The organism is Chryseobacterium sp. FP211-J200 (assembly GCF_001643375.1).
GTDB lineage: Bacteria > Bacteroidota > Bacteroidia > Flavobacteriales > Weeksellaceae > Epilithonimonas > Epilithonimonas ginsengisoli.
Genome location: NZ_LSHB01000006.1, coordinates 81,456 through 99,280 on the forward strand (window position 1 = coordinate 81,456; position 17,825 = coordinate 99,280).

Below are 17,825 nucleotides of genomic sequence, written 5' to 3' on the forward strand. Positions count from 1 at the left end.
AATATTAGTTTTTAGCGTTAGTTTTTGAAATCAATATTCCGCAAATCATCAGTAATAATGCTGGAATCATTAAAGTCCATTTTCCAAAATAATCGAGTGGGAAAGGAGCTATAAACGCACCCGACAAAAACCCTATCCACAAAAGCAAAAGATGAATGGCGTTGGATTGATATTCCTTTTTTTCCACCTTATCTTTAGTCATACTCAACATTGCGGTGTTCTTTGCCAAGCTGTTCAAAGTTCCTGTCACGAAATCCGTATTTACTTTTTGGTTTCCTACTGAAGTCACAATCGTGTTCATTAATCCCATTGAAAATCCGACGATTGTAATGGATGACAAGTTATTGATATTATAAAAATAAGCAATTATTGTATAGAAAATAAGAATTCCTGAAACAAGATAAAATGTTAATATTTGGTTCTTAATTCTCTTCCATAATGAAAGGCAGGTTCCGGCGTAAATTCCTAATAAAAAACAACTTATGACTGTAACTGAGGTGATAATGATTCCAGATTTACCCGTTGAAATGGCCGCTCCCAGTGAAGTCGTATTTCCGCTCATAAAAGAGACGTACGTTTTCCATTGAATCAGTCCTGTTGCATCAATATATCCGGCAATCAAAGCTAAAAATATAGCCAATCTCTCTTGCATCTTAATCGAATCAGAAGAAACGGAAGGGTTTGTTTTGATGGCAGAATTATCCATTATTTCGAGAGATTTATATCCTGTTTAAATTTCATCTAAATTAATTTCCCCGACCCTAAAGGGAGTTAATTTTGATGAAATTTTCAAGGCATTTTTCCATCCTTTAGGATTGGGGAAAAGAAAAATGACTTGAAAATTTGTTTTTTAATCATTATTAAACAGGCTCTTAATTAGTCCTATTTCTTAGGCTGAATAAAAACTTTCTCAGTCGGGAATTTTTCAATTTCGCCATCTTTCAAGCCGAAGTTCGTTATTATAACATCTTTTGGGTTTCCAGCCAGCCATTCACTCAAATCAATTGATTCATAATGTCCGCTGTTGAAGCCAATCAGAATTCTGCAAACCGTATCGCCTGTATTTTTGATGTAATGTCCGGCTCCCATTGGAACATAACCCACATCTCCGGCATTAAACTGCTCTGTTACGCAAGTAGATTCTGCACGGAAAACCGACATTTCTGCCTGTCCTGAGATAAAATACTGCCATTCGTCCGCATTGGGATGCCAGTGCATTTCTCTCAGCGCGCCCGGCTGCAATTCCAAAACAGAACCCGACATCGTACTGCTGATAGGAAATTCTTTACTCGTAACCAATCTTTGTAAACCTCCACCCGGAACAATTCTCGGCTGTTGGGAATGCAAAGGATAACGGTGAAAACTTGTTAGTTCGATGTCAGATTCATTCGGACGAGCCTCTGCAACAAATGACATTTCATCCGGAACAATTCCTGCTGCGAAATACGCTTCTTTCTGAGGCAAAGCCGCCACTTCTTCTAAAGTTAAACCTAAATTTTGAGCAACAATTTCTGGTGGAACTGATGAAACAAAATCCGTCACGCTGAACGTGTGGTCTTCAGAAAAATTACCGTTATCAAAAATCAAAATAAAATGACATTCTTCCGTTTCCGTCGCCTGAATCGAGTGACCGTAACCCTTTGGAAAATACCAAACGTCGCCCGGCTCAAAATTATCTGTGTAGCTGTGTCCGTCAGGATGAATAATCGTGGTACGAACCGTTCCTGAAATGACGTAAGCCCATTCTGCAGCATTGGCGTGCCAGTGCAATTCTCTCATACTTCCCGGTTCTAGTCTCATAGAAACGCCGGCAATACCGATAGAAGCTGGGAAATCTTTTACGGAAGCACCTCTTGTCGTTCCACCGTCGTTAGTTCTTGGTTCTTTTTTCTCTAATTCGTATTTGAAACTTAATGATGCAGTATTCATAATGATAAGTTTTTATGATGAATGATAGTTTGTCTTTATTTCTACTGTAAAGCTACTGCGGAATCAAAGGGTTTTTAAATGTAATTCGGTGAATGGGCAAAATGAGTCGGTGGAGATTTGGAAGGAATGGTTGTTTTGGGTTAGATATTTTATTTCGAATAAAAATAAAATAAATTTTAATAATTTGTGGTGTTAAAAACTATTATTAAATTTCTCACAAATTCATTTGGATGTTAATAAAATTTATATAAATTTGTAACCATTGTGTAAGGTTAATAAACTTGGTTATGAGTGAGTATTTGTCATTGTCAGAAGCATCAGAATTAATAGGAAAAAGCAAAGAGACCCTTAGACGTTGGGATAGAGAAGGAAAATTGTCTGCGGTTAGAGAACCAATGAGCAACTATAGAGTTTATAAAAAGTCTGAAGTTTTAGAATTATTTACAGATTTTGTAAATGATGATGTTGACGAATCTAATTATGTTGAAGCTGAAAATGATTATACAGTTTTGGAATTATTTGCTGGCGCAGGAGGTTTGGCTGTCGGAATGGAAAAAGCAGGTTTGAAATGTATTGCTCTAAACGAAATCGATAAGTTCGCTTGTGCCACATTACGCAAAAATCGTCCAAACTGGAAAGTTTTGGAAGGGGATATAAAAGCTTTTGATTTTTCTGAATATCAAGATAAAGTAGATGTTGTGACGGGAGGTTTTCCTTGTCAAGCATTTAGTTATGCAGGTAAAAAATTAGGTTTGGCAGATGCTCGCGGAACTTTATTTTATGAATTTGCAAGAGTTGTAAAGGAAGTAAATCCTCCTATTTGTATTGGTGAAAATGTTCGTGGTTTATTGAGCCACGATAATGGAAAAACTTTACAGGGAATGATTTCTATTTTAGATGAAATTGGTTATAATGTAGTTCCTGTACAAGTTTTAAAAGCTATCAATTATAATGTTCCGCAAAAGCGAGAGAGATTAATATTGGTAGGGATTCGAAAAGATATTGGTTTGGAATATGAATATCCGAAACCATACAAGAAAATTTACAACTTGAAGGATGCATTGAAGAAAGGGGAATTATTTGAAACCAATGTTCCAAAATCTGACGGAGCAAAATATCCAAAAAGTAAAATTGAAGTTTTAGATTTAGTACCACCAAAAGGATATTGGCGAGATTTACCTTTGGCTATTCAGAAGTCATTTATGGGAGGGAGTTTTCACTTAGGTGGTGGAAAGACAGGGATTGCTAGAAGAATCGGTTGGGATGAACCTTGTTTAACTTTAACCTGTAGTCCGGCACAAAAACAGACAGAGCGTTGCCATCCCGATGAAACTCGTCCATTTACGGTTCGTGAATATGCCCGAATTCAAACTTTTCCCGATGATTGGCAATTCGAAGGCTCTATTGCACAGCAATATAAACAAATTGGTAATGCTGTCCCTGTAAATTTAGGTAAAGAAGTAGGCTATTCAATTATAAGGTTTTTGAATAAATATTACAGCTTGTCAAAACCTAAATAATAATTATAGTTATCAAAAGTGATTTGGTCTAAGATACTTTTATTAGAGGTTACTGTTTGCAATTTTATTTCGTCAATTGCGGAATTTTCAATTATAGTATGATTGTGTTCAATGGAATTTAGATAGTCATTTATTGCTACAGGCAAAGCTTTATACAATTGCAACAGTGCATCCTGTTCACCAGATAGAAGAGCATAAAATTGGTCACCTGAAATTTTATAAACTCTACTATGGCTGTACTCTTTTCCATTGATTTCGCCCTTCCAAAGTTCATTAAAACTGTTTTTAGCTAAAATTTGAACCCAATAACATTTTGCTTTTTTATAATCATCTGCATATCTTGCCAATTTTTGAAATAAGGCTTCAGAAGAACTACTGTTCATTGTATTATGTTTATTTTTGATGTCTGCAAATAATGTGTCATCATCAGCTTTAACATCAAAACCACTCAAATTCCCAACTTCAAAACCTTCTATTCCACCTAAAATTTGTTCGTGAAAAGTTCCAATTGAGTTGTTGATTGATTTATCAATTTGTCGAAGAATCTCAGATTGAATTAAATTCTCTTCGTTTATGTCGTTAAATTTTGAATCAAATGTAAGCTTGATTGTATCAACTTTGTTTGAGTAAAAGTTTTTCTTTGTAATATTGTTTTTAGCTCTTAAATATGCTTTATGCAAGTTTTCAATACAAAATAATAAATGTTCATCGGTGATAAAATTAACATATTTATTAGCCATTCTGATTATAATTAAAAGTTTGATTGCCAATTTACACTTTTTTATCATTCTATTTTACATTCTCTATTGAGATTGTTGTAGCAAATCATTTATACAGCCATTTCCTAATCAGCTTTGTGTAATTTGGCATCACCACGTAAATCACCAAAAAAACCAAACAGCCCGTACTCACCAATGTGTCAAAATACCGATTGGCAGGAATATCAATGAGTCGTAAAGATGGAAGTAACACCAATTGCATCAACAATGATAAAGGATAAATTGCGGATCAGGTTGCCAAATATTGTTTCCAACGAACTGGAACTTTGTTTTCTTTTTCGCCATAAAAGAGAAAATCCAGTCCGGATTTGATTTCGTAATTATCTTCTTTTGTGAATAATGGATGTGCTTTGTCAATCAGCTTTCTTCTGGCATCAGATTCCATCCAGTTTCTGAGATTATCAATGGTGTCGAAGCGGATAATGACGGTGTAAACAAAAGTCAGATTCGGAATCGGGCGAACGATTTGCCAATCGATAAAACCTTTGGCACTTTTGGAAACGGGCAGAGTTTCATCGAGCCATCTTTCATATTCAGCCTGTTTGCCGTCGAGAACGTGGTGCGTGATGACCACCGATGCGCCTTGAGTTTCCATAATGAAATTGGTTTTTAATTAATTTAATTATCGATGGATTGCATAAATAATTTAGTTTCGAAAAAAGATTTCAGCAAAACATCTTTTACTTCTTCCAAAGCCAGTTGCGATGCCGAATTTTCTTCGGTTGTTAATTCTAAAATATCTAATTTTTCCTCTAATAAAGTGAGTAATTCCATTATCGCCACACTCGATTTCAAATCGTGCGCTCTTAATTTTAGCAATTTAAAATCTTTGTTTTCATAAGCCAGTTTCAGTTCCTGCAAATGGGTTGGGACTTTATCCAGAAACTGCTGCGTCACGGTTCTTTCAAAATCTTTGTCGCCATTGCTGATAGACTTCAAATAAATTAGGTCGATGAATTCATAATTAGAATTGATTTCTTCGGGTTTCGTTACGTTTTTCTCGTTTTCTTTTAATCCGAAATTGGAGATTAGTTTGAATAATTCATCTTCTTTTATTGGTTTGGAAATGTATTCATTCATTCCACGGCTCATACATCTTTCGCGTTCGCCTGCCAAAGCGTGTGCAGTCATTGCGATGATTGGCGTGTTCAGTTTCAGTTCTTCACGGATGGTTTGCGTGGCAACGTAACCGTCCATTTGTGGCATTTGGATGTCCATCAAAACCAAATCGCAGTCGTTATTTCTTAGAAATTCTACTGCTTCCAGACCGTTGTTTGCGGTTTCAAAAGCGATGTTCCATTGTGACAGAAGATGCTTCATCAGACTTTGATTGATGGCATTGTCATCAACAATTAACACTTTCAAAGGCGCATTTGTTTTATCTTTAAAATAATCGGTGTCAACTTTCGGAATTACATTCAGCTGTTCTTTTGCAATCGCATAAGGAATATAAAAATGGAAAGTCGTGCCTTTTCCCTGTTCGCTGATGACTTCGATATCACCGTTCTGCAACTGAATCAGACTTTTTACAATCGACAGACCAAGTCCGGTTCCACCGTAATTCCGGGTCGTTGGATCTTCTCCCTGATTGAATCTTTCAAAGACTTCAAGAAGTTTTTCTTTATCAATTCCGATGCCTGTGTCAGAAACTTTAAAGCCTACAACGACTTCGTTTTCGTTCTGTTGTTTGTTGTAAATTTCGATATTAATAGTTCCCTGATGCGTAAATTTTATCGCATTTCCGATGAGGTTGACCAAAATTTGTGTGAGTCTTGTGGCATCACCATTCAAAGTGTCAGGAATAGACGAATCTATTTTGCTGGAAATCGTCAATCCTTTTTCTTTGGCTCGTTCTACAAAAAATGTTTCGACCGAATTTACCAATCCATTGATGCTGAATATGCCTTTGGTAATGCGCATCATTCCGGCTTCGATTTTTGATAAGTCTAAAATGTCATTAATAATCGCCATCAGATTTTCCCCAGAACGCTGAATTGACGAAACAAATTCTTTTGAAGTTTCGTCCAAAGGTCTTTTCTGTAAAAGGTTTGTAAAGCCCAAAATTCCGCTCAATGGCGTTCTGATTTCGTGGCTCATATTGGCGAGGAAGTTTTCTTTGGTTTGTGCGGCGACCGATGCTTTTTTCTCTGCAACATCCAATTCCTGAATCAACAATCGCTGACGATTGAACTGACGAAGAATGTGATAACCGACAATGGAACCGCTTAAAATCAAAAGAATCAATAGGGAAATATCATACAATCTCGCTTTTTGTCCCATCGCTTCGGTTTCTTTGCTGAGGTCGACCATATGAAGTTTTCTGCTTTCGTAGATTTTTGCAGTGATGGAAGTGATTTCGTTCGAAATTTTATCGCTCTTGGATTGGCGATGGAAGTCTGGTCATCCATATTTCCGAGGGTGTGATAACGGAACAGCAATTTATCCTTCGTCGTTTTCTTTTCCATTGCGAGAACGCTCAATCTGTGAATCCACTTTTCTTCAACGTCGTCTGAATTGTCTTTGGAAAGTGAGTCGAGAAAGTTTTCTATCTGATTTATTTTTTGGTCGATTCCCTCGAGATGTGTCGTGTCGTTGGTCGCAATAGAAGTTCGGATTCTGCTTTCAACGCCTAGAATATCACGGTCGATTTCACGCAAATGATTGCTGGAACGTAATTCTTGTTTTGGATGAGCTCTTTTGTATTTTTAGCCGAATTGATTTGAACCGCTATCAACAGGAGAGAACCCGCAATAAATGTGAGGATGATGAAATAACTGAACCGTCTGTTTCCCATTACTGAGGATATTTTTTTCATAAGTGTTTATACTTATTTTGAATTGTTGAAAACCACTTTAGAATTGTAAAACCACTCCGTCAAAAATTCTTTGAATTTTCGCCACCATTGCCTCAATATTTTTTATTTATTTAATTGATTCGGCGAATCTCGTTCCTCGATTTCCAGAGGAGGGGAATTTTTACAGTCGAATTTGAACGTTGAATCTCTCGCAGCCCGACTTGAGCGGAAATCCTTTTTTGCTTGTTCTTTAGTTCTATTTAAACTGAAATAATGTGCAAAAAAGATTGGGAGCGGAAGGCGGAAATAGCTGCCCAAATTATTAATAGTTAATTAGAAAACATTCATTCTTGTGTTGAGTGCTTTTCGGTACGCATCTGCAACGGGAATGAATTTTCCGTTTATCATAATTCCGCCGTCCTGAAGCGTGTCTATTTTGTTGACCGCAATGATGAAAGACCTATGAACACGGATAAAATCATCTTTTGGGAGACGTTCTTCGGCGGTTTTCATCTTGCCGTGGATGGCGAACATTTTTTCCCTCGTATAAAACTTGACATAATCGCCCAATGCCTCCGCATAAAAAATATCGTCGAGCTTCAAACGCCTTGTGATATTGGAATCTCTCACGAAAAGGAATTCGTCTTTGGTGACTTCCACATCTTCTTTTCGGCTTTCCAGAATTGATTGCGCTTTGCTCACGGCCTGTAAAAATCTCGCCGGCATCACAGGTTTCAGGATGTAATCTGCGATATTAAGTTCGAAAGCTTCGAGTGCGTAATCTTTGTTGGATGAGGTGAAAATGATGATAATGTCTTTTCCGGAAAGATTTTTGGTGAGTTCGATTCCGGTCATTTCCGGCATTTCGATATCCAAAAATATCAAATCTACCTGATTGTTCTGCAAATGATTATAAGCTTCAATCGCGTTGGAATATTCATTGACAATCGTAAGATTTGGAACCTGCTTTGCCAGGTGTGCGAGCGTAGTTCTTGCGATATCGTTGTCATCAACAATCAAGGTTTTCATAGGAGTAGTTTATTATGGTTGACACAAATATAATTATTCCTTTTCTTATTTTCTTTAATTTCTGAAGTAAGAACGTATCATCCAGGCCATTTCTTCGTGCGTTTCTATGAGACTTGTGATGAAGTCGCTGGAACCGTAATCTTTGTATTTTTCAGCAAAAGGCGTCACATTTCCTCTAAGAAAATCGATGATGCTTTCGTGGTCTTTTAGTAAATCCTTCATAAAACCAAGTCCGTCGTTGGTTCTTTCGCTGTACTCGGTAAGATGTGTCAATTCTAAATAAGCTTTCATAGTTGCAGGCGCGTAATGACCGATTTTTCGAAGACGTTCTGCAACGCTGTCAATCAGTTCGTCCAACTGTTTGTACTGTTCTTCGAAGAAAATGTGGTTGGCGTGGAAGTTATCGCCGGTCACGTTCCAGTGGGCGTTTCTTGTTTTGGTGTAAAGTACCGTTTCGTCAGCTAAAAGTTTTGCCAATTGTTCTGCAACAGCTTCTGTGTTTTGCTCTGTAAGTCCGATGTTTGTTTTCATAATTTTAAGATTTAAGTTGAGCGGTATTGCTCTTTTTCTGATGTAAAGTTCAGAACGAATCTTAAAAAAATGATGAATTTTTCGGTGAATGGGCAAAAAGGGTCGGTGAAATTGTCTTTTTAACGCTTTATAATTAATTGGCTGGCGGTAAAGGTGTTACGATGGTGGTCTGCTGTAATTCTTTAGGCTCACTTTTATCTTCATACTCGATAAAACCTTTGTATTTGTAAGACTTTTCCGAACCTTTGCCACAAGTTGTGAAGAATAAACTCTGTGTTGAAATGTTATTTTTGTTGAAGGTTTTGTCACTTATGGTTTCACCTTCCACTTTCATATATTTTCTCAGATAGCGGTTGTCATTGTACTGGTTGTCCCGAAAGTAGGCTTCATTGTCTTCGGCATTTTTGCTGATGAATTGGTTCGTCTTTTTGTCTAATTTATAAATTGAACTTTCAGGCGTTGGAAAATTTTGGTAATGTTTGTTGAAGAAAATTCCGTTTTTCCTGCCTTCTTTTGCCTGGTAATATTCCGACTTCATTTCAAGGATCTCTTTCCAGTTGTTGTCATTTTCGTCCTCGTCATTTTGTTTGAAAGCTTTATCGTACATAGAGATGGTTAGAACTTTAAACTTCCCTTCGGATTTTACCATTCCAGTGAAGTTTTCCTCATACCTGCTTGGTTCGTTATGAACGATGGCGAGGTCATTATATTCTTTCGGGATTTCAAATTTACTTTGCTGCCAGGTTCCATCTATAAAATCAGAAAGAATGATCTGTGAAGGTTTTGTCTTCGTTTCATAGACGTACGGCGAAGCGAAACAATTGGCGTCATCATTGAAAACCGGTTGTGGCTTTCCCTCGTCAAACTGAACCGCCGTTCCATCTCTTTCAAATCCGGAAAAGAATAGTCTTGCCGAATTTCCAATTGTCGGATTCTGACTTCCGAAGATCATGAATAATTCCTGCTTGTCGGGATTGAAATTGATATGGTCTTTCTCAAAAGTATACGTTCCAAAAATAGCGGTCGCGTAGCCATAGAGCATGTATTTTCCATCTTCGAAAAGGCAGATTCCGTCGTTACCACCATATCTTCCAGCGATTTCCTTATATCGTTTATCCGAGTTTTGTTGACCAAATAGAAAAGTGCTGGCGAACATCATTAGCATCAAATATTTTTTCATAGTTATTATTTTTTTTAATTAATCTGGGGAGTTGTTTGTAGTGACGATCACGTCGTCTTTTTCTGTTTTAAAGATTATAGTGGTAACGCCACCGGGAAATAAGATTTCAATCTCCAATATATTTTGTTTTGGATAGCTGTAAGTTACGGAAATAGGATAGTCGCTGAAACCTGCTATATGTTTACCAGTTGGCATTTTCTTTTCCAGATATTTGCCTTCGTCATTGGCTTTGTTTCGTTCTCGGAAAGCGTTGTAAGCTTCATCGAGATTTTGGTTTCTGTAAGTGCATTCTGTCACAAAACCATTTTCCATATCGCCGCCTTTGTCTTTGCACTCCACGATTTTTGGAGGAAAGCACGCGATGGGTTTGTCTTCAATTTTCTGAGGCACTTTTACAGGGATCGGAGCTGGAGTTTCCATTGCAGTTGTGGAATCTGATGAAGGCGTTTTTTGAGGAAGAATCGTAGCTGTGTCACGTTGGGCAACTGTGCTTTTTCCTTTCGTTTCTAGGTTTGTTGTCTGCTTATCTCCGCAAGAAAAAAGCAATAAAACAAAAACTGTGTTCAGAATTATCTTCATTTGTTTGGATCTTTTTATTGTTTTATGAAATTGCTATTCAACGCATCGCTGAATTCATAGCGCTTGTCATTGGAATCGAGAATCCGTTTCAAAGTCTCGTCCGTTTTCTGAAATTTGAGGCCTGTAAAATCTGCAAAACCCAAATAAACTCTTGTGAAAAAATGGAAAGTCGAGTAGGGGATTTTATTAAAATCAAAAAGGAAACTTTCGTCTCTAGAACCAGTGATGAGCAACTAATTGTTCTTTGGTTTTTCGATAATTAAATAATGAAACAAAAAGAAATTGTCATTCTTGGTTTTGATTAATTTCTCTTCTTCCATCTTACGGCGTTCAATTATTTTAAGCGGTTTTAATTGATTATTACTGATTGTAAAAGCTTTATAATCTTCAATCTCTGCAATGTTGTCAAAGTAGATCTTCACCTCGTTATCATTCACTTTTTCATTGATAGGGTAGATGTAGGAGAATTTGTTCTTCGATATTTCTTCTGGTGTCAACCTGTGTGTGTCGAAATCCAAATGTGAATTCTCCGGCATATCAGAATAGAAGATCAAAGTGTCTTTATTCATTTTGAATCTGCCCTTGGACTCTGCCTCATATCCGACATCGTCGCCAGGTTTCAAAATGTATTTTTCCTCATAGGTGTAGGTAGAATCTTTGTAATTAAGCTTCAGATGGGTGTTGATTCTTGTGTCTTCGCTTTTATAGGTTTCAGTTCCAGACATCACTTTGGTCATTTTGGCAATTTTATTTTTGGCTTCCGGCCTAGAAAGTAATGCGGTAAAAGATAGCGCGCCAACTAGGATCAGCACGAGAACTATCAATATAAAAAGGGTTATTTTCTTTCTCATTTTTTTTGTGTTGATTATTGGAATTCCTTTCCGTTGTATTTCAGATATCTTGTAGTGTTTTTTGTAGTTACTTTCTCCTCACATTCTCCATTTTTGATAAAGCTTTTGGTCTGTTGTATATCACTTTTGATGATGATATTTTTATAGCCATCCGTTTTATTTTTATCGAGGTCTATCACGCCGTTTATTTGGTTGAATTCTCCAGCGCACTTTGTATCCCATTCACCATTGTCAAGATCGATCTGATAGTTATTCAAGATCTTTTTCAACGTATGGTTCTGCACGATGTACAATGACAGATCGGTGGAAGAGTATGGATTGGGACCGCTGCTTCCGTGGTAACTCACGCGGGTCCCAAAGGCGCGGTCTGTTTCATTAAGCTGATAAAGCCCGGTATCGATCGTGATATCTGAGAGGACCATGGCGTCTGATGTCCAAGCGTTATCTTCAATGTATTGATAAAGGATCTTTCCGGTCGAGCTGTCTGCGATGATGATGTACGCATCCAATTCTAGAAATAGGTGACCTTCGTCATCGGTCTCATTGGTCTTGTATTTTGGGATCACCAGAACGGTTTGAGAAGGTTTGTTCGGTAATTTTTTCTCTCGGTATAGTTCCTTATGGATGTTGCTTGGTTTCAATTGTAGCTGTTTCAAAACCTGACTTAGGAGAAACCCATTTTGATTGCTCTGCGAATAGGTATTCACAAAGAGGAACATCAATAAAATAAAAACAATTGGTCTTTTCATAATTAAGATTTTAATGAGTTTTAAAGACTGTAGCCTTCGATATCCACTGTATTCAACTCGTATGTCTCGATGTTTGGTAAGCTTGATGGCTTCTTAACGCCTTCTTTTTTGGAGGACTTGGGTTGCTGCTTATCATCGTCCGTGTTTTCGTAAATATAGATGTATTTTCCCGTACTCAGATTATAATCGATGCTGGAAAAGTAGGAGGAGTCACCTGTCCTGCTTTCTGCGCCGATCAGGTAGAAACCGCCATTTTGATAGCGGTACTTGTGCACCGATCCGCCACGGATATAGTCGTGATTGATGATGAGAAGCCCTTTTTTGATCTCTGTGCCGGAGAAAAAGGTGTTGTTCACGTTTTCGCCTGAAACAGCGCCATTACTTTCTGCCGCGAGTTCATATTTGCCGTCATTTTGCATGAGTAGAATTCTCAAAGTTCGTACAGAGCTTTTTTCTTGCTTCAATAATTTTTCTGGCTGATAGACCATCACCAGATCATCGAATCCATCTTTGTTCAGATCTCCTGTAGTAATGCTGTCGGCCTGCTGTCCTTTGGGTAAGAAATCCCGCCATTTTGCAGAGCGCAATGTTCTGTAATTGGTCTTGTCGGCAGGTGTATTTTCCTTTTTTGTTTTGGCGACCTTGTAATTTTTCAATTGATTTTCAGCAATAGGTCTGTAGGCTTGCAATTCCTTTAGATATTGATTGTAGGTGTTCTCTGACAGTGAGTTCTTCAACTCAGATTCTCCGGGATTATAATAAGTAAAACTCCGTTTGATGGTACGTCCAGAACCATCTTTATAGACCGACGTTCGGCTGGTCCAGTTTTTATGGTCGTCGTAGGTGTACTTGTAATTGGTGATACTCGTTTTTTCGTCTTCAGCATCTTGGGTCTCTTTGATGCAGTCGTCATTTTCATTGTAGGTGTAAAGATGTCTCTGCATAAATTGGTCTGGCATCTTGCTGAAGTAGCCGTAATGGTCACTTTTCAACTTTCCAAAGGAAGTATAAACATAACGATGCCCAAAGTCAGATATCTCGGTAGCATTGTAGATGTAGCGTTCTTCTATCTTCTTGTCATCTTCGTAGCGGTGCCAATAACCTCTGCCCGGGTCATAGACATCCGAACCGTTGTACTGGAAAGTGATCCTGTTTTTCGGATGACCTTTTTCTACAAATTCGAATATAACATCGTGTTCGTACCTGTCAGCGGTGTATTCCTGGCTTTTAACGATTTTTCCACTGGATAGTTTCCTGTCCCAATTGAAAGGCACAAATCCTGCTGGTATCTGGAACTTGCCAAGGTCGATCATTTCTTCCGTTTTCTGAAGATAGATCTCACCATCGGTGAACCATTTTGTAGTATGAAGGGTCGGCGTGTGCTCGTGAATGTAGTAATAGCTCCAGTTTCCATTTTTCAGGTCGCCACTTAGGATTGGTTTTCCTGAGGCGTCTTGCTGTTCTACACGATAAGATTGTTCTTTTTCATCACTTGCTCTGTACCATTTTTCGAACAGGGGTTTTTTATCTTTTTTATTGGGGTAAAAGTATTCTGTATTGGAATTGTAAGCAGAGATCTCTTTTATCTTGCGTTGCGTTTGGTCGTATTCCCAGATTGTTTTTAGTTTCTTGGCTTCATCGCTGTAGTCGGGGGTTTCCATCGTCATGGTTTTCACAGGGCCATGAAATATCAACTCCTGTTCAAAGGCCTGAGCTCGCAAAGCACCAGAGAATATCATTAAGGTTAATGATCCTACTAATAAAAATGCTTGGTGTCTTTTCATAGTTTTAGTTTTTATGGTGCCTCCTTATCTTTGAAATAGTCTTCAGTGAAAACATTGTCCTGAACTTTTTCTGTATAGCGCTTCACCCATTCCGGATAGTAATAGTCAGCTTTCAGAACATTTTTGTTCAAAGTGAATTTTGCAAATGCTTTGCCGATCACAGGCACTTTTTTCAGTCCAAAGGTCTTTGTTGTCCCATTATCGAAATTGCAATCCATATCCTTCGACCAGATCATCTCAAATTCCGTAGCACTGATCTTTTTAATAGGATAGAAGTACATACATTGTCCGTGATACTCAAAGGCCAGACCGTCATCGCCAATGTGGAGTGTGACCATCGCATTTTTCCATTTCCCGGGCAGTGTTTTCTCTGCCACTTTCCCTTCTTCCCGATTGATGAATTGGATGTCGGTGATCTTCCAAATGTTATGCTCTTTCTCCAGAATGACCTTGGAAAGTGGTTCTTCCTTCCCGCCATAGTTGGTGTAGATGTCCACGGTTGCGTTGTTGCTGTCGATTTGCTTCACATTTTTTGCCATGTATTTATCTGGTACTTCCTGACTTTTGATCCAGTACATGTAATACATGTCAGGACAGTAATCATCATAGGTATAAGCGTCCGCCGCTTCGTAATCATCGTAATATTTTGTGGCAATATATTTCGCGCAGGTCGATGTTCTCTCTTTTTCTTTGTTGATGAATTTCTCGGAGATTGTTCCCAAGGCTCTTAATTTCTTGAAGTAAGTGGCCGTATCCAGGAGTGCTTTGTAGTTTTTATTTTTAACGATATCATAATCATTAAGGTCATTGCTAAAGTACCAATCATAAAACGAGATGCCACTTTTCTTGATGGTAGCAGGGTCGTCTTTGACTTCCGTTTTGATGGTGTCTTTTATTTCAGCCTTCGCAGTTGTAACCGGTTCCGGTTTGTCCTTACAACTGCAAATGGTCGTCAGGGTGACCAGTAATAAAGTCAAGATTTTCATATTAGTTTTATTTAAAGATTTAACCTGCAATGGCCAATCGGATGAATTCTAATTTGTTACCCTTCAGTTCAAACTGCCAATTGTACATGAACTCGGTCTCAGAATGGTAATCCGTAAATTCATCAAAGTCTTCGATGATCTTGGAATGAGCCATATAGTTGTAATACAGATTGATACTTTTACCGTCCAAAGAAACTTCATAGAGAATCTTCACGAAGCCATTGTCCACCGTGACAGAATTCAAACCTTGGTTTTTATAATAATTGATGTCATCCAGATCGATCTTACTCAAAACTTCCTTTAGCAACTTCGGGTTATCTTCTCCATATTGCGTATCATACGTAAGGTTGAACTTGGATTTCAATTCATTGGTCTTATTTTCAAGCACCAGGTATTTTAAAGACTTGAGTTGAGCGGTAATAAGGTCTCGTTCCGTTTTTAGTTGTTTGCTCTGATTTTGTAGAAGGGTAATGTTTTTCTTCTCAATGTCATTGAAGTTAACTTTTTTATTGTCTTTTTTGGAGCTGTACCAGGATTTGGATTCGAAGTGTTGCTGGAATCTCGGGTTCTCAAATTCATAGCCGTTTCTGGCATATATCTCATTGGTCAATAATCTTATTTCATCGAGACTTAGATCTTTGATTTGTTCTTGTTTAATGATTTGCGTCGCGCAATTAGAACAGTTCTTCAAGGTTTGAGAACTAAAAAATTGAACAAAGAAAATAAATAGGAAGCATGCTAAAATCTTATGTTTCATCACTGGTAATTTTGGTTATAGTTGTTTTTTCAAGCGGTAATAAAAAATATTAATTATAATGATGACTAACGAAATACCGCCCGTGATCAAAGAGAAAATCTGGAAAAAAGCTTCTGAGAAAGCCTGATTCTCACCACCACAATCAATTTCGCTACCATAGATGTCAATGCCTTTTTCACCTTCGAACTGCACTTGGCTGCAAGCGCAATATTCTGGGATGATCAGGAAAAGGTAGAAGAGCGCAATCGGTATCAGGATCACGATCAGTATGGTACCGAAGAATTTGAGCAGTTTAAGTTTTTCTTTGATGGTCATTTTCTGATATAGTTTGCGTCAACGTCACTTTTTAATGATCCTGTAGATCCCGAATTTCGGATGGCAGAGATAGGTCTGTCCGCTATATTCAATTTTGGTCGGATTGGTGGTTCCCGACTTTCCGTCAAAATATTTGAATTTAATTTTTCCAATGTTGTAGTAGTAATAATAATAAGAACTCGGAAAAGCACGGTTGTCATTACGATACTCCATAAGAATGCTCTCGTCAAATTCATCAAATGCCGTTTGTTTCTGTAGCGCATCCACGATGATATCTGTATTTCTGAACAGGATCATATTGTCATTTTGAATAATGTGATCCTCGCCTTTCTTTTGCTTGAACTGAAATTTATTTTCCATGATTGACAAGTGAATCTTACTCAAAGAGTCTGTATTGGTGGAGGTTTCTTTCTCAATTCTCGCCGACAGACTATCGGTGATATTGATGAGCTTGAGCTTCTTTGTCAGCTTGTAATCTGGTGATCCATAGAAGTTGCCATCCAGATAGAGGTTCGCATTTCTATCGACGATGATGGGACTATAATGATTGGTTTTTACGATTCCCCTAAAAAAAGACCTATTATTTAGATCATTGATCTGGACGGTACGGACGTTTAGATGTTCTGTGTCATTTTTCACGCCGTCCTCACCATTGCCAGGCACTTCTTCCATAGATTCCTTTACAGATAGATATTTACCGTTCTTTAGAAAAAAAAGTTGATGCGAATCACGTGCTGCAGGATCGATCATTGCAATCGGTTCAAAGATGCTCCTATCCTGAATGATGTCTTCAAAAAATGGCACCTCTGGATGTTTGTCATCCTTCGGAATGTAATCGCAGTTGGTCAACAAGAGTATCGATACTACAAAAAGAGATGAATGGCCTCTCATAGGTCGTGGTTATAGTTTGAGATTCTTATAGCAAGAATGATGCTGATCAGCCCTTATTTGATTTTCTTGATGGTCACCAGGCCGTAATGCAGCCAAACCCCGAAGATACCAGACTCGGTATAGAGGGGCTTATCGCCTTTCAGTTCCACCGATGTTTTTGCTTCGGTCTGACAGATGAAAAAGTGGCCGCCATCAATGCAATTCATCTTTCCAGACTTGTGCAGGGCTGTCCACCCAAATTCTTTGTATTCATCACTCTCGTCATTGGAAAGGAAACGTCTTACGGTCACTGCTTCTTTTTTGGAATCACGGGTCGACAAAATATCCCAGCGGGCAAGGTCGGCTTCAAGCTTGGAAGGGACTTGGTCTGCGGTGAGGTCGTTGACCCTTTTGATCACCAAGGTATCTGCTGCCACCTCATCATTATTGGGGTAGATGGCATAACTGCCGGACCAGAGATCGGCCTCTTGTTTGTTTTGCGCCTTGAGGCAAGTGCTGAACACCATTAGGACAATAAAGAAAGTGGTTTTCATGGTCTGGCTTGTTTATTTTCCTAAAGATAACAAATGTTTTTGAAAGGCCTGTACACCGTTCTGATGACATTGAATTGAACTTATAGGCTTATGGTGGACGCCTGGACCACGATGATACCAAAGACTGCCTCCGAAGAGAAATAAAGGACCCTACTCGAACTAACGGTATAGTTTTATTTCATATTACATCCTCAATAAAAACCCGGAAGCATCAACCCCCCCGTCACTTCGAGTGATCTGACATCAGTCAGATCGTATCGAGAAGTCGTTGTTAGAAGGGATTATTCTAAAGTTACCCATCATCCTTTAAAATTCTTCTTGGCCAAGTTTGGCAGATCATCAAAACGGCCTTCTATCAATGCTTGTTTTTTAGCTTTTGACCACTTTTTTATTTTCTTTTCGAAATCAATAGCTTGCTCGATATCCATAAACTGACAAAAATAGACAAGCTGCACAGGTCGTCTGCTATGCGTGTACGAGCCAAAATACTTCCCTTCCTGATGCTCATCAAAACGTTTATAAACATTTTCTGTAACACCTGTATAGAAAGTATTGTCTGCACATTCTAAAATATAGACAAATGACGTTTGCATGGTCCTTCATTTTATAATTAAAATT

General features: G+C 38.1%; 22 protein-coding genes. 1 reads left to right on the forward strand and 21 read right to left on the reverse strand.

Annotated features, from left to right (window positions below; genetic code table 11):
• Positions 1–4: 4 nt before the first annotated feature.
• Together AXA65_RS02115 and AXA65_RS02120 are read right to left on the reverse strand one after the other, a co-directional pair.
• Entirely contained in the window at positions 5–706 is a 702-nt protein-coding gene (locus AXA65_RS02115; RefSeq protein ID WP_063968481.1) for a YoaK family protein, read from the reverse strand.
• A gap of 176 nt (positions 707–882) precedes the next feature.
• Positions 883–1,929, reverse strand: a complete 1,047-nt coding sequence (locus AXA65_RS02120; RefSeq protein WP_063968482.1) for a cupin domain-containing protein — start codon at positions 1,927–1,929, stop codon at positions 883–885.
• A 287-nt stretch (positions 1,930–2,216) separates the two neighbouring features.
• On the opposite strand from AXA65_RS02120, the gene dcm reads away from it, so the two are divergent.
• The gene (dcm, locus tag AXA65_RS02125) at positions 2,217–3,449 is read left to right on the forward strand and encodes a DNA (cytosine-5-)-methyltransferase (RefSeq protein WP_063968483.1); all 1,233 of its coding nucleotides are present in this window, start codon (positions 2,217–2,219) and stop codon (positions 3,447–3,449) included.
• Here dcm and AXA65_RS02130 read toward each other — a convergent pair.
• From AXA65_RS02130 to AXA65_RS02220, 19 genes are all read right to left on the reverse strand, one after another.
• Positions 3,425–4,219 carry an Eco47II family restriction endonuclease gene (locus AXA65_RS02130; RefSeq protein WP_228391603.1) on the reverse strand — a complete coding sequence of 265 codons (795 nt, stop codon included), beginning with the start codon at positions 4,217–4,219 and terminating at the stop codon, positions 3,425–3,427. The genes dcm and AXA65_RS02130 overlap by 25 nt on opposite strands.
• Positions 4,220–4,457: 238 nt before the next feature.
• Entirely contained in the window at positions 4,458–4,823 is a 366-nt protein-coding gene (locus AXA65_RS02135) for a hypothetical protein (protein ID WP_218281603.1), read from the reverse strand.
• Between the two features lie 23 nt (positions 4,824–4,846).
• Positions 4,847–6,538 carry a hybrid sensor histidine kinase/response regulator gene (locus AXA65_RS02140; protein WP_228391604.1) on the reverse strand — a complete coding sequence of 564 codons (1,692 nt, stop codon included), beginning with the start codon at positions 6,536–6,538 and terminating at the stop codon, positions 4,847–4,849.
• A complete protein-coding gene (locus tag AXA65_RS20070) occupies positions 6,469–6,885 on the reverse strand; it encodes a hypothetical protein (RefSeq protein ID WP_063968485.1) in 417 nt (138 codons plus the stop codon). The genes AXA65_RS02140 and AXA65_RS20070 overlap by 70 nt, the downstream gene beginning before the upstream one ends.
• On the reverse strand, positions 6,858–7,043 hold the full coding sequence (locus AXA65_RS20075; protein ID WP_063968486.1) for a hypothetical protein: 186 nt from the start codon (positions 7,041–7,043) through the stop codon (positions 6,858–6,860). Before AXA65_RS20075 ends, AXA65_RS20070 begins: the two co-directional genes overlap by 28 nt.
• 312 nt (positions 7,044–7,355) lie before the next feature.
• The gene (locus AXA65_RS02155) at positions 7,356–8,051 is read right to left on the reverse strand and encodes a LytR/AlgR family response regulator transcription factor (protein WP_063968487.1); all 696 of its coding nucleotides are present in this window, start codon (positions 8,049–8,051) and stop codon (positions 7,356–7,358) included.
• 54 nt (positions 8,052–8,105) lie between these two features.
• Positions 8,106–8,582, reverse strand: coding sequence for a Dps family protein (locus tag AXA65_RS02160; RefSeq protein ID WP_063968488.1), 477 nt, complete (start codon positions 8,580–8,582; stop codon positions 8,106–8,108).
• Positions 8,583–8,715: 133 nt separating this feature from the next.
• Positions 8,716–9,762, reverse strand: coding sequence for a hypothetical protein (locus AXA65_RS02165; RefSeq protein WP_063968489.1), 1,047 nt, complete (start codon positions 9,760–9,762; stop codon positions 8,716–8,718).
• 18 nt (positions 9,763–9,780) lie between these two features.
• Complete coding sequence (locus AXA65_RS02170; RefSeq protein ID WP_063968490.1) at positions 9,781–10,341, reverse strand: hypothetical protein; 561 nt, start codon at positions 10,339–10,341, stop codon at positions 9,781–9,783.
• A 14-nt stretch (positions 10,342–10,355) separates the two neighbouring features.
• Positions 10,356–10,574: a hypothetical protein gene (locus AXA65_RS02175; RefSeq protein ID WP_063968491.1), complete on the reverse strand. Its 219-nt coding sequence runs from the start codon at positions 10,572–10,574 to the stop codon at positions 10,356–10,358.
• The gene (locus AXA65_RS02180; RefSeq protein ID WP_131797737.1) at positions 10,575–11,192 is read right to left on the reverse strand and encodes a hypothetical protein; all 618 of its coding nucleotides are present in this window, start codon (positions 11,190–11,192) and stop codon (positions 10,575–10,577) included.
• A gap of 14 nt (positions 11,193–11,206) precedes the next feature.
• On the reverse strand, positions 11,207–11,941 hold the full coding sequence (locus AXA65_RS02185) for a hypothetical protein (RefSeq protein WP_063968493.1): 735 nt from the start codon (positions 11,939–11,941) through the stop codon (positions 11,207–11,209).
• A 20-nt stretch (positions 11,942–11,961) separates the two neighbouring features.
• On the reverse strand, positions 11,962–13,725 hold the full coding sequence (locus tag AXA65_RS02190; protein ID WP_131797738.1) for a hypothetical protein: 1,764 nt from the start codon (positions 13,723–13,725) through the stop codon (positions 11,962–11,964).
• An 11-nt stretch (positions 13,726–13,736) separates the two neighbouring features.
• Positions 13,737–14,711 carry a hypothetical protein gene (locus AXA65_RS02195; protein WP_063968495.1) on the reverse strand — a complete coding sequence of 325 codons (975 nt, stop codon included), beginning with the start codon at positions 14,709–14,711 and terminating at the stop codon, positions 13,737–13,739.
• A 19-nt stretch (positions 14,712–14,730) separates the two neighbouring features.
• Positions 14,731–15,468, reverse strand: a complete 738-nt coding sequence (locus AXA65_RS02200; RefSeq protein ID WP_086048036.1) for a YARHG domain-containing protein — start codon at positions 15,466–15,468, stop codon at positions 14,731–14,733.
• A gap of 15 nt (positions 15,469–15,483) precedes the next feature.
• Positions 15,484–15,783 (reverse strand): hypothetical protein, encoded by a 300-nt coding sequence (locus tag AXA65_RS02205; RefSeq protein ID WP_063968497.1) that lies wholly within the window; start codon positions 15,781–15,783, stop codon positions 15,484–15,486.
• A 24-nt stretch (positions 15,784–15,807) separates the two neighbouring features.
• Positions 15,808–16,674 (reverse strand): hypothetical protein, encoded by an 867-nt coding sequence (locus AXA65_RS02210; RefSeq protein ID WP_131797739.1) that lies wholly within the window; start codon positions 16,672–16,674, stop codon positions 15,808–15,810.
• Between the two features lie 53 nt (positions 16,675–16,727).
• Positions 16,728–17,207, reverse strand: coding sequence for a hypothetical protein (locus AXA65_RS02215; protein WP_063968499.1), 480 nt, complete (start codon positions 17,205–17,207; stop codon positions 16,728–16,730).
• Positions 17,208–17,506: 299 nt separating this feature from the next.
• Positions 17,507–17,800, reverse strand: a complete 294-nt coding sequence (locus AXA65_RS02220; RefSeq protein ID WP_063968500.1) for a GIY-YIG nuclease family protein — start codon at positions 17,798–17,800, stop codon at positions 17,507–17,509.
• Between the last annotated feature and the right edge of the window lie 25 nt (positions 17,801–17,825).